Origin of the sequence: Streptomyces violens, assembly GCF_000717745.1 — a bacterium.
Classification (GTDB): domain Bacteria; phylum Actinomycetota; class Actinomycetes; order Streptomycetales; family Streptomycetaceae; genus Streptomyces; species Streptomyces violens.
Genome location: NZ_JOBH01000003.1, coordinates 418,405 through 430,058, shown reverse-complemented (window position 1 = coordinate 430,058; position 11,654 = coordinate 418,405). Strand labels below are relative to the sequence as shown.

At 69.0% G+C, this 11,654-nt stretch carries 14 protein-coding genes; 4 read left to right on the top strand and 10 right to left on the bottom strand.

What is annotated here, in order from left to right; translation table 11 throughout:
• Positions 1 to 36 precede the first annotated feature (36 nt).
• Both IF04_RS0108540 and IF04_RS0108535 read left to right on the top strand, forming a co-directional pair.
• The gene (locus IF04_RS0108540) at positions 37 to 1,146 is read left to right on the top strand and encodes a DUF317 domain-containing protein (RefSeq protein ID WP_078599999.1); all 1,110 of its coding nucleotides are present in this window, start codon (positions 37 to 39) and stop codon (positions 1,144 to 1,146) included.
• Positions 1,131 to 1,352: a hypothetical protein gene (locus tag IF04_RS0108535; protein WP_030253086.1), complete on the top strand. Its 222-nt coding sequence runs from the start codon at positions 1,131 to 1,133 to the stop codon at positions 1,350 to 1,352. Before IF04_RS0108540 ends, IF04_RS0108535 begins: the two co-directional genes overlap by 16 nt.
• Before the next feature lie 319 nt (positions 1,353 to 1,671).
• On the opposite strand, the gene IF04_RS38620 is transcribed toward IF04_RS0108535, so the two are convergent.
• The 10 genes from IF04_RS38620 to IF04_RS0108480 form a co-directional block, all read right to left on the bottom strand.
• The gene (locus IF04_RS38620; protein ID WP_157847619.1) at positions 1,672 to 2,331 is read right to left on the bottom strand and encodes a hypothetical protein; all 660 of its coding nucleotides are present in this window, start codon (positions 2,329 to 2,331) and stop codon (positions 1,672 to 1,674) included.
• A gap of 336 nt (positions 2,332 to 2,667) precedes the next feature.
• Complete coding sequence (locus IF04_RS0108520; RefSeq protein WP_030253084.1) at positions 2,668 to 3,075, bottom strand: hypothetical protein; 408 nt, start codon at positions 3,073 to 3,075, stop codon at positions 2,668 to 2,670.
• Positions 3,076 to 3,146: 71 nt separating this feature from the next.
• Positions 3,147 to 4,880, bottom strand: coding sequence for a relaxase/mobilization nuclease domain-containing protein (locus IF04_RS0108515; RefSeq protein WP_030253082.1), 1,734 nt, complete (start codon positions 4,878 to 4,880; stop codon positions 3,147 to 3,149).
• Between the two features lie 4 nt (positions 4,881 to 4,884).
• Positions 4,885 to 5,259, bottom strand: a complete 375-nt coding sequence (locus IF04_RS40350; protein ID WP_211259777.1) for a plasmid mobilization protein — start codon at positions 5,257 to 5,259, stop codon at positions 4,885 to 4,887.
• Positions 5,260 to 5,510: 251 nt separating this feature from the next.
• Positions 5,511 to 5,735: a hypothetical protein gene (locus IF04_RS0108505; protein WP_030253077.1), complete on the bottom strand. Its 225-nt coding sequence runs from the start codon at positions 5,733 to 5,735 to the stop codon at positions 5,511 to 5,513.
• 135 nt (positions 5,736 to 5,870) lie between these two features.
• Positions 5,871 to 6,854 (bottom strand): DUF2637 domain-containing protein, encoded by a 984-nt coding sequence (locus IF04_RS0108500; protein WP_030253075.1) that lies wholly within the window; start codon positions 6,852 to 6,854, stop codon positions 5,871 to 5,873.
• Positions 6,851 to 7,402, bottom strand: coding sequence for a WhiB family transcriptional regulator (locus IF04_RS0108495; RefSeq protein WP_037958638.1), 552 nt, complete (start codon positions 7,400 to 7,402; stop codon positions 6,851 to 6,853). Before IF04_RS0108495 ends, IF04_RS0108500 begins: the two co-directional genes overlap by 4 nt.
• 80 nt (positions 7,403 to 7,482) lie before the next feature.
• Positions 7,483 to 8,190 carry an ATP-binding protein gene (locus tag IF04_RS0108490; protein WP_030253068.1) on the bottom strand — a complete coding sequence of 236 codons (708 nt, stop codon included), beginning with the start codon at positions 8,188 to 8,190 and terminating at the stop codon, positions 7,483 to 7,485.
• Positions 8,190 to 9,149, bottom strand: a complete 960-nt coding sequence (locus tag IF04_RS0108485; RefSeq protein ID WP_030253066.1) for a hypothetical protein — start codon at positions 9,147 to 9,149, stop codon at positions 8,190 to 8,192. The genes IF04_RS0108490 and IF04_RS0108485 overlap by 1 nt, the downstream gene beginning before the upstream one ends.
• 2 nt (positions 9,150 to 9,151) lie before the next feature.
• Complete coding sequence (locus IF04_RS0108480) at positions 9,152 to 9,385, bottom strand: hypothetical protein (protein ID WP_030253064.1); 234 nt, start codon at positions 9,383 to 9,385, stop codon at positions 9,152 to 9,154.
• Between the two features lie 626 nt (positions 9,386 to 10,011).
• Between IF04_RS0108480 and IF04_RS0108475 the strand changes: the two genes are divergently transcribed.
• Together IF04_RS0108475 and IF04_RS0108470 are read left to right on the top strand one after the other, a co-directional pair.
• Positions 10,012 to 10,860, top strand: coding sequence for a helix-turn-helix domain-containing protein (locus tag IF04_RS0108475; protein ID WP_245654327.1), 849 nt, complete (start codon positions 10,012 to 10,014; stop codon positions 10,858 to 10,860).
• A gap of 89 nt (positions 10,861 to 10,949) precedes the next feature.
• Complete coding sequence (locus IF04_RS0108470) at positions 10,950 to 11,627, top strand: ankyrin repeat domain-containing protein (RefSeq protein WP_030253060.1); 678 nt, start codon at positions 10,950 to 10,952, stop codon at positions 11,625 to 11,627.
• The last annotated feature ends 27 nt before the right edge of the window (positions 11,628 to 11,654 follow it).

The following is an 11,654-nucleotide window of genomic DNA, read 5'->3' as shown; positions in this document are numbered from 1 at the left end:
GACAGCGCAACGGCGTACCCGAGAGAAACCTTCCTGATGCCCACCGAGTACAACATCGAGCACTGGAACGAGTACCGCGTCACACCTCGCTACCTCGCCGGCTCCGGCTACGCCGGCGATCCCGGCCTCGAGCCGGTCGCCCACTGGCCGCACCACACCTTCGACGACGGCCCCTGCCAGCTCCTCGTCACCTCCCCCGACCACCGCATCAAGATCGGCTGGTTCGGCGACAACTACGACCTGTGGAAGATCACCGCAGCCCAGGACGCCGTCTCGCCACCCCGCTGGCAGGCGACCTTCAACCACGCCTTCCCACCCGAGATCGTCGTCGGCCTCACCTCAGCCCTCGCCGAGGATTGGAGCCCTGAGAGCGACCGCTTCCTCACACCGACATCGGTGTACTGGGCTGACAGCGTCCAGCCCCTGCTGGATGCCGGATGGACCCACGGGCCGGCCGAACGCGGCACGGTGGAGGTCCTCGCGCCCGATCGACAGGCCGGGGTGTTCATCGACCGCCACAGCTACGGCCGCCTGGACGAACGAGTACTGCTGTGGTCCGGACCGCAAGGCTGGGCCACCCGCGCGGAGGCGTCCTTCAGCGTCGGCACTCCGCACCACCTCATCGCCGCCACCGCGGCCGCCATGAGCGACCCCACCCCCGTCGTACGGGAACGACACATGCTCCACCGTGACATCGAGCACCTGGTGCGTCTCAACCCGGTGAAGGCCGAAGCCTCCTCGCATCCGCGGGCTCCCACTCCTTTGGAGGCCAAGCAGACGGCGGTCACCGCCGCCGTACAGCGTGCAGCCGACCCGGCGCCAAGCGGGCCCATGCCGCCCGTATCCGCACCACTGTCACCCACCCGCAGCCGCAGACGGCACCGACGCCATCGCGCGCCGGCGGCGACACTTCCACCCGCAAGGCAGCCCGCCCCCGACGGTGAACGTCCCCGATTCCAGCCAGCAGGGGAGCACTCGTTGCATTTACCCAAGCAAAGCGGGGCCGGCCGCTGCACCTCGCGTTCGCCAATGGCAGACGCCCTGCCACCGACTGGATCGACGGGCCCAGTCCAAGTCAACGTACGGATATCCGCGAGAATCGCAGGCCAAAGAACAACACGGAGGTCTTCGTGCCACACGCTGTGACCGTCGGGCAGCTGCTCCACCAACTGCACATCCTCGACCACGACCTACCGGTCTACCTCGCAATCAATCCTGACTGGCCCTACGCCCACCGCATCGGCCGAGTAATGGCTCTCACCGGGGCGGATCGAGGCGCGGTCTATATCGCTGAGAGCGGCCAGGAAGGCGTCCTCCCGCCCGCCGTCCGCACAAAACTGAGCTGGCCCTGAAGGAAGCCGCGCTCCACTCCCCCATTCTCATCTGCACCTGCGGCTGGCCGACAAGACGGCATTAGATCAACGGTCTCCATACGGCGGCACCACCCCCTTCACAACGCCGGGGCCCCGCAAGCACCGCTCGCGGGGCCCCGGCGTTCGGCTGCCTTGCGGTCGACTCCTACAGGCCCGGACGGCTCGTCCAGCCGCTTGCAGCACAGCCCCCTCCGCACCGGCCATACCCACGGACAGTTCCTGGGCCACAGCGCCTGGGGCGGGTCGCGCACGAGTCAGGGCGGATTGGTCCACTTTAAACGCGTGGGAGGTGACTGTCTTATGCCGACCTTTGCGGTGTTACGGACGATCGAGCAACCTGGTGGGGCGGAGAGGCGGTCTCCATCGCCCCGGAAGCATCATCGTCCGACTTCCTCCCCGGCCCACGCTTGGCCTGGATGTACCAGCCGTTCTGGATGGCTGTCCTCGTCTTGTCACTGGCCCAATACAGGCCTCTTGCGGCATGGCGCGGGGTCCGGTGGAGAAGCAATAGCTCCATCAGCTCATCGGCGAGCCTACGATGCTCGCTTCGATGCTCCACCACAGACCTGGCCACAAAGTGATCCTCTACGCTTTCGACGTCATGATCCTTGGGGTCCTCTCCGAGTACGCCCTGGAGCAGCCTCTGAGATGTGACAGTTGTGAAGATACCAAGTTCATCCGCTGGCCGATCCATTGCCCATGACACGTCATCCTTCGAGATTCCGGAGTTGATTGCATAGGCCACGAGGAAAGCATTCAGCTGTTCGCAATGATAGGTGACACGCGCTGCCGCATACAACTGCTTGTGCACCCATTCCCGCACATCGTGAGGAACGGTGGCCTGGTTATTGAGCATACGACTGAGATGGGAGCCGAGACCGTTCAGATAGCTGTCAACAACAGCATGGACGCCCTCGGGGACAGCCTCACCCTCAACTGACGCACTGCGCTCGCTCATTCTCTTCACCTCTGATCGCGGAGTTCCTCAAGAACACCGAAAAATGTAAGCGATCACCCTTATTTCGGCTCGACGCTTCACACCTTCCGGTGATGTCGAGGCGTTGGCGTTGCCGATGCCCCGCACCCAAACTCCTGACCTTCTCGACCGTCCAGTCTCCTTGTTGAGATAGAAAGGCCACCTAATCTTATTTATACCCCAAGGCAACCACCCTGCTCAGCCCCAATCTCAGCTGAACGGTGAAAGGGCGAGGACTACGAGCATCATCAGCCGAGCTATGGAGGGAGTTGCAGTAGATGTTGAGGTTCCAGATTCTGATCCTTTCCTCTGTCAGATTTACTCGCCGATGTCGAAATCGCCGGTGAGGTAGGTACCAGCCAGGGTGCCGTCGTGTCCGGTGTGGCGGGCGGCGGCTTCAAGGCTGGGGTACTTCCGGTCAGGGTCACCGATCATGGCGTCGAAGTCGGCGCGAGTGAGTTCGGGTTCGTGCCACTGGTGTGCGCAGCGGCAGCGGAGGAATACGCGGCCGGGGACGTCGCAGATGACCATCCAGTCGCGGCGGGCGGCGCAGGCTGGGCACATCACGGTGATGCCGGTGATGGTGATGGGGTCGGGGTGGGTGGTGAAGCGAATCCGGGGGCGGTCCTCCTCGGTCTCCTGCTGCAGTCGCAGCAGCGGGTCGTCACCCTGAGAGGCTCTCGGCACGGTGACTCTGGCGAACTGGTTGTTGGCGATCGCGTGCATTGTTCTCCTTGTGGTTCTTGATCAGCCGTAACAGGTGATGCCGGCGGCGTCCAGCGCATTGCCCTGCTGGTTCAGCGCCGAGGCCGGTGCTCGGGTGGGGCCCGAGTCCGGGGTGGTGTGGCGGTATGCGGCCGGGCGGTTCGCGCCTGCTGCTTCGCGGCCTTGGCAGTGGTGCGGGCGCGAGGGGGGTGTGCGGGGAGGTTGCCGAGTCGGCGTAGGCGCCAGACGAGGACGTCCGTGATGTTGTCGGCGGTGTCCAGTTCGCGGTGAGCAACCGCGCGTTGCAGGAGAGCCTCTGGGTCGTGTCCGGCGTGCTGGGCCTGGTCGAGGGTGGCCAGGAGGGCGTCGAAGCCGTGTTCACAGCGCATCTCGTCGGTCTGGTTAGGAAGGACTGCTTCGACGGTGCCCTGGTGGCGGTGTCGGGCTGGGCCGGGGAGGCGTCGTCCGTGGTCGCGCATGGCGCGCATCGGCATGGTCGCGGTGGTGCGGTATGCAGTGCGCAGGTGTTGGGCGGCTTGGTGGGCGGCGGCTGCTTGCTGGGCGTGATGGCGGGCGGTGTGCCAGCGAGCGGCGGCGATGGTGGCCAGGATGAGGGTGGACAGGAGCATGGCGGTGGCGCCGCCGTCTTCGCCGCGGCCCAGGGCGGTGCCGGCTCGGATGATGCCGCGGGCGGCCGAGCGCACGGCGCGATGTTCTGCGCGTTCGGCGCGGGTGTGCCATCGGGTGGCGCGCTCGAAGGAGCGGGCGGCTTCGATGGTCTGCTGTCGGGTCGAGGCAGAGGAGGTCTGTGCGAGGGCGTCGAGCACTTCGCCCAAGCCCGACAGGCGGGCGGCCACCTCGGGTTCACCGCCTTCATCGAGTGCGGAGGGCGTTTGGTCCACGAGGTCGGCAGCAGCGCGTCGTGCGCGTGCCGGTGCCCCACGTTGTGTACGCGGACGGGACTCGGCCGGCCGCTCGTCCGCTCCCCCCTCGTCACCGAAGCGGTCTCGGATCTTCGGCAGAGAGAGATCGGGGGCCAGGCGGGAGCCTGCAAACCAGATCGGTTCGCCGTGGCGGTTGCGGTCGCCGGGCAGGGCGACCTTGTATCCCAGGACGTCACCGGAAGGTGCGAGGCGTTGATCGATGCGTACTCCGGCCTCGGTAAGGCGGCGGAAGAACTCTGTTTCATTCGCGGCGCCAGCCACGGCCTGGCGTACGTAGTCGCGCAGCAGCTCGCGCGAGGTGGCGGTGCGGCCGGTGCGTTCGGCCTTGGCGCGCTCGGCGCTGGTGGGACGCTTAGCGGCAGTGCCGTCACCAGCGTTGAGCTGGCGAAGGCCGAAGTCGGCTTCGATGGCTCGGCATTCGGCCTGGGCGCGGTTGAAGTCGTCGTGCCGACGTGGGGCACGGCCGTCCCGCCGTTTGAGGGTGGCGACGATGTGGATGTGGTCGTCGGCGTGGCGTACGGCGATCCAGCGGCAGGCTTGCTCGTCGCCCTCTTCGGCGATGCCGGTGGCGTGCACGACCCGGCGGGCGACCTCGGCCCATTCGGCGTCGGTCAGGTACCGGTCCCCGGGATCGGTACGGACCGGGCAGTGCCACACGTGTCGCTTCGGGCGGCGGTGCTCCGGTACCGCTTGCACCGGCAGGTCGAGCCGCTCCTGCAGCTGCTTGAGCGTCGCCTGCCGGTCGCGGCCCGGGTCGGGAGCTAGCCCCGACTCCCACGCGGCCACCAGATGGGGATCGGTGTGTTCCTCGCGGCGGCCGGGGCCATAGAGGTAGGCGAGCAGGCCGTAGGTACGATCGCCGAGAGAGATATCGGGCACCACCGCGTCAGCGCTTAGCGATCTCAGTGGCGACGGCCTCGACGCGGGCTGCCGCCCGCAACACACGGGCGAGGGCGTCTTCGGCGTACGGGGCTTGGCCGCCACTGTTGAGTGCCTTGGCGACTTGGTTCAGGTTGTTGCCGACGCGGGCGAGCTGGGCGGAAGCGCGCATCAGCTCTCCGACGACGGCGCGCTGGTCCATCAACCAGGTGTGTGGACCACCCTGAGCGCGGGCCACGGCCACCGCGGCGTCGGCAAGGAATCCGGCGACCCGCATGCCCATCGTGGTGGCGGCGCGCTGAACGTCGGCGAGTTCGTCGGCGGTCAGGCGGACGCTGCGTACGCGGTCGCGCTGCTGGGACTGACGTAGGCGTGGGCGCATACGCGTCTCGACGGCTTCGCTCGGCGTCTTCTCCCCCTCCAGCTGCGATCCGCCCTCGGTCGCAGTCCCAGAGTCCGGCGCCTCCTGGTGCCGGGCCTCCCCCGTCTCCCCTGGGGCGGGGGCATGCCCTTGCGAAACTCCCTCGGCGGCTTGTCCGGCGAGGGAGTTTCGCAAGGTATAGCTTGCTCGGCCTCGTGCCAGGTGGTCGTACGGGTGCCCCTCGCGCGGGGTGTCCGAGGCGTTCGGGGTCGTCATCGGGCGTTGTCTCCGGCTTCGACGCGTGCCTCGCGCAGGACCTCGGCGATGTAGTCGAGGGCGAGGACGGGGTGGTGCAGCGTGCGTGGCCTGCTCGACGGTGTGCGCCGAACCGTCCAGGCCCCATCGGGGCCGGGCTCGGCGTGGTGCAGGTGGCCGTGGGCGCTCAGGACAGCGATCCATGCGTCGATCTCGTCGGTAGTGGGTGGCGTAGTGCGCACAGGGGCTCCTCGGCGGAGGACAGGAACGTCGGGGTGGGCGAAGTGACCGGGCCGGGCGGACACCCTGCTGCCGGCGACCGGTTGACCGGTGTCCGGAGTGACCGGGCGGGGTGTCCGCCGAATGGCTTCGTGCGGTCAGCCGGTGGACCGGAGCGTCCGGTTGTCCGCCTCGGCGCGGAGCTGCTGCATCAGCTCGGTCAGTCGGTCATTGGACAGCGGGATCCGCTGTCCACGGACGGCGTCGGCGACCACCTTGCGGGTCAGCTTTCCGGTGTCGGCGACCGCGCGGCGGGCGATCCGCAGCAGATCGTCCACTTCAGCGGCTGCGGCCGAACTGGTGCCCTCCGGGTCAGGCACATCGGTGGGGGCGGTGTGCCCGCATCTCGTGCCGGGCTCTCCGCTGGGGGCCGCGTTCCGACGCCCCTGCTCCAGAGCGCCCTTGGACGCGCTGACCGGCTCGGATTCTGCGGTGACCGGCTCTTCGTCCAGGACGTCCGGACGGATGCCCATTGGCCGGGCGGAGACCCCGGCGGACAGCGCGGAGGACTGCTGACCGGTGACCGGCCGGACAGCGGCTTGGCTGCCCGGGACACCCCGACCCGACCGACTGTCCGGGACAACTGTGCCCCGCTCTGTCCGGACACTCACGGTCTCCCTTGCGATTGCCGCCTCCTTGTGTCCGGGCTGTCCCGCGCGGCGGGCGATGAGGATGTACAGGTGGACAGCGCCGGCCAGGGCCAGCGGGGCGAGGGTGGACAGCACGCCGACCGTGACGTCACCGAGCCGGAGACCGTCACCGCTGAGGTGGTCGTTGAGGCGGACGGCGTGGAGGGCGTTGGCCCAGATGCTGGCTGCCGTCGCGGTGCCGAACAGCGCCCATACGTAGCAGCGGGCGCCCAGGGAGGCGCTGCGCATGACCAGTACCGCGCGTACGCCGTAGCCGATGAAGCCATCGATGACGAACGGGAAGAGGTAGGTCAGCAGTCCGCGGATGTGGATGGCGACGGCCATCTGCTGCAACGCGTCGTACGACAGGGCGCAGCCAGCTCCGCCCAGGGTGACGATGGCGGCGCGGTCCCAGCCGGTGATGCGTACCGGTGCGGCGTCGGTGTGGGTCACGCGGCCGCCCCGAGGTCGTCGTGGTCGGTCTGGGCCGTGGCCAGGGACAGGTCGCCCCTGTTCTTGCGGTTGACCGAGCGGTTGCGAATCTCGCGGCGGACCTGGCGGTAGAGCTTCTCGGCGTGCTCCTCGGTGACCTTCAGCAGCCAAGCGAGCCGTCCGGCCGGGATGCCGGCCTGGTAGGCGGCGCGGGTGACCGCGCGCCGTTCGGCGTCGGTCAGATGGATGTCGCGGCCGGCCAGGGTGGCGTTGACGCGGGCGTAGTCCAGGCGGTGGGGCAAATTGCGGTGCAGCGGGTCGCGTTCCTCCTCGGTCATTCCGCCCCGGATGCCTTCGCGGTCGCCATCCTCCAGGGCGGCGTCCAGACAGGTCTGGCGGACCGGGCACTGTTCGCACAGGGCCTTGGCGGCGCGGATGCGGTCCATCTCATCCGGTTCCGGGAAGAAGATCTCCGGGTCGACCGGGTTGGCCGGGGTGGACAGGCAGGCGGCGTGGTTGTGCCAGGTGTAGTCGCCGAGGGTGCGCGGCTCGGCGGTCTGGTGGTACATGGGTGTCTCCGGTCGGCCTCGGGCCGCGTTCGGGCAGGCGCGGGCCCGGGCGTGGTGCGTGAGGGAAGGTTCGGTGCCGGTCAGGCGGCGGTGAGGCGGCGGCGCTCGGCCGCGATGGCCCTTCTGCGGTCGGGGCCGTCGAGGATGACCTTGTCGGTCATCTCGGTCAGCCGGGAGGCGACGCGGTCGCCGATGTGGGCGCGCAGGTCGGCCATGCCGAGGTTGGTGGTCACCAGGGTCGGGATCATCTGTGTGTAGCGGCGGTCGATCAGCCGCATCGTGATCTCCTCGGTCCACTCACTCGCCTTGGCCGCGCCGAGGTCGTCGATGATCAGCAGCGGGCAGCGGGCCAGGTCCTGCAGTTCGCGTTCGCCGTCGTGGCCGGGCCGCGGCCGCAGGTCGGCGTACAGGTCGGCGGCGGTGGTCGCCTTCCATCGCAGGCGGACTCCGGCTGCCAACAGGCTGCGTACGGCGCCATACGCCTGGTGGGTCTTGCCGGTGCCGGTGGTGCCGACGATCAGCAGCGACCGGCCCCGGGCGATGCCTGGGGCCCCGTCCGGTCCTCGGCGTCCGGCAGCGGCGACTTCTTTCACCCAGGCGGTGACGGCCGGGTGGTCGGCGACGGCGTCCTGGTAGCGGGCGGGGATACGCGCTTGAGCCGCCTCCAGCGCGGGGCTGGGCTCGGCCTCGTCGGCAACCGGTGTCCTCGGGTCGATGCCCCGGGCCTTCAGGATGCCGGTCAGCCGCCGGGCGATGCCACCCACGGGCTGGGCGTCGTGGTCGCGCATCACAACTCCTCGGCGTAGGCGGCGGCAGGGTTGGCGGGGTTGGCCCAGGCCCGGTGACCGGGCACGGTAGGCGCGGATTCCGGCCGCACCAACCCACCTGTCGGGCTGGCGGCGTTCATGGCCTCGTGCACCAGGCTCGGCAGGGTGCTCGGATGCAGCCCCTTCGCCCGGTGGCGGGCCAGCCCGGCGCGGATGTGCTCGGGCGCGATGCCCTCCTTCAGCAGCTTGGTGACCTCGCGCCCCAGGTGCCCGAGCACGCCCTGGGGCGGGCGGTGGGCGCAGGAGGCGGCGTACTCGCCGATGAGCTGCTGGGTGGGGGCGGAGCCGGGCGCGGGGGCGCTTGCGCCCCCCGAAGGGGAAGATCCTAGATCCACGTTCCTAGGTCCTAGATCCGGACCGTGAGGGCTCATGGAGGGCTCACTGCTTCCTCCGTGAGGACTCACTGAGTACTCAGTGAGTGTCTCCTGACCTGCGGTTTCGCGGTCCGCGGAGGGCTCACGGTCTGCTCGGTGAGGACTCACTGAACCCTCAGTGAGTCCTCCGTGAGCCTTTCGTGAGGGCTCACGGAGGACTCCTGGAGTCTGCGTCGCGTCCTGCCCGGCGGGGTCCTCGGAGTCGTGGACCGGGCAGCCGGGGTGGCGGATGCCGCTGGGCCGGTTGATCCGCTGGTGCTGGGCGAAGGTGACGATGTGCAGGTACCGCTTGGCGTCGGGGCCTTCGTAGCGGCAGATCAGTCCAGCGGCGGCGAGTTGAGTCAGGTCATCCTCGACGTCGACCGGGCCGTGCTCGGGGCGCAGCGACCACAGCAGCCCGGCGATGACGGCGGGCTGATCTCGGAAGCGGCCCCGGTCGTCGGCCTGGGTCAGCAGACCGAAGAACGTCCGCTCCGCGTGGACGCTCACCTCGGCGAGCGACTCCGAGGCGAAAGCCTCGGGCTTCAACGTACGGATCCTCGCCATGCTCAGCGCCCCCTTGCAGCGACAGTGTGCTGCTCAACTGCGGGCCTCAGCTCGCCCGCGGCCAGCTTCAGGTAGTGCGGTTCGTCCCCGTCCAGTCGTGAACAGGCGCGCATCACTGTGTGAGTGCCGGGCGCCATGTCGGCGAGCAGCTCGGCGAGATGCTGCTGGCGGATGCCGGCGCAGGGTGCCTCGGCGGGCAGGGCCGCGGACGCCCCTCCCCGGGCGTTGTCGGGCATGCGATAATTCCTCGCTCGTAGGTGGGGAGGGACGGCCGCTCTCGTCGAAAAGGTCAGCCGACCCGCTCCAGTTGTGTATCCGTGCCCCTTCGGGGTGGCGGTCCTGGCGCCCGGAAGCTGCTACTTCCGGGCGCCGGGCACGACTCCCTCCGGCACACTCGGTGTGGTTGTCGCTCCTCGCGGGCGTTGTCTCGGCGGCTCTCGCCGAGGGACCAGCAACATATGTGCAGGCCGGTCAACGCTCCAGCCGTTAGAGGGGGTTGCCCCACACCGACGCCAACCCGACACATTCCCTGGGCGATCGACGCAGGGTGCGCAGAGCCAGACACATACGGCCACAGGGCACAGCCCTCCCGACTGCGCCGCCTCGGTCGAGACCGCGTGGCGCAGGATCGCTCCACGCGCCCCAGCCAACGACAACAGCAGGAGTAACGGTGCGCCCACCCCGTGAAGTGCACGGAATGGGCCCGACCAACACGAAGCCCGGGGTGCAGACCACTCCGTTTTTCGCTAGGCTGAACCTATTCCGATAGAGCGACAAAGTCAATGCGCCGACACTTCTTCGGCTCAGTGAAAAACGAGGTCCGATGCCTGCCCGCCACTTCGACAGAGGCCGCCTGCGTGCGGTGCGCCGCGCCGCGGAGCTGTCGCAAGGCGATGTCGCATCGGGTGTCGGCGTGGCCACGTCCTCCGTGGCCGGCTGGGAAGCGGACAGCCCTACCTCGCCGGACCCGGAGAAGCTCCCCGCGCTGGCCAGAGTGCTCGGACGAGACCTGGACGACCTCTTTCCGCGCACCGGGCTGCCGGACCTAGCCGACCTGCGCTGCGATGCGGGCCTGTACCAGAAAGAGACGAGCGCGATTCTCGGAACCAAGAGCGCTGGGCCCGTCCGGGGTGCCGAACGCGGGGAGCGGCGCCTCAAGGACCGGTACGTCGGGCCGCTCGCGGCCGCTTACGGGGTGAGCGAGGAAGAGCTGCTGCGCGCGCAGGAGCGGTCGATCGCCAAGGCGCAAGACGCCGAGGAGGAGACCGCGGGAGAAGGCAAGGCCGCGGCCGGCGGACCGCCCGGCTCCCTCGCAGAAAAGATCACGTTTCTTTTGGAGCGTTCGTTCCCCGGCCAGCAGAAGCCGCCGTCGGACGCGGAGATCGCCGAAGCGGTGAACGCGCACGCCGAAGCCCATGTCGCCTCGGCAGAGGACGTGCGCGCCCTCCGAACTGGCGAGCAGACGGACGCCGCCCCGCTCGTCCTGGAAGGGCTCGCCTCGTTCTTCGGCGTCTCGCCGATGTACTTCCAGCCCGACGACGCGGTGGCACGGCAGGTGTACGAAGGATTGCGGCTGCTGTCAGCCTCACGACGGGGTGCGGTGGGCCGCGTACGCGCCCGCGGCGGGGCGCAGGGCCTGCCGGCCGACGTGATGTCGATCGTCAATGACCTGGTGGACGAGCTGGAGCAGAGAGACTCCGGCTCTCGCTAGTAGTGCCCCGTAGGTTCTGATCCCGGCGGCTGGGGCTTCCCCTTCGGTACTGCCCCGGCGTGGTCGGTTAGCGTGTTGGTGTGATCAGCATGGAGTGGGACGGGCTCACCGACCGCGAGCGCTTCAACGAGTGGTACCTGAAGGAACGGGACCGGCTCGCGGACACGGCCCGGGACGCCGACTGGAACGGCCTGTTCGAGGAGTTGGGCAAGCATCCGAGGCGGGTCAATCTCCCCCGGCCCGGGAACCGCAGCGGCTTCGCCCCGTTGCATCAAGCGGCCTGGCACGGCGCGGACTTCGCCGTCGTCTCCCGACTGATCGCGCACGGCGCCTGGCGCACGCAGCGCACCCGGGACGGACGGCGCGCCGTGGACATCGCGCGGGAGCAGGGGCACACGCACCTGCTGGAACTCCTGGAGCCGGTCGTGGTGCGACAGCTCCCCTCCCTTCCGGAGGTGCTAGAGGACCACTTCCATGCGCTGCTGCGGGAGCGTACCGGCCGCTGCTTCGAGGAGATCGAACACCTGCTGCCCCCGCTGGCTCCCCTCACAGAAGGGCCGGCCGTGGAGATCTTCTTCCAGGTGGTCGGCATGATGGGCGGCTTCACCTACCGGCTCGAAGAGGACTACGTGCATGTGCACGCCCACTCGCGGATGGACGCCGACGACGGGGATCACTACCGCGTGACGCCGGAGGGCTGGTCCAGGATCGAACGCACGCGTGTGCCGCCTCCGCCGTCGCGCACCGCGCAACGCCCGCCGTCCTGATCCGCGGACGAGCCCGGACACGGACCG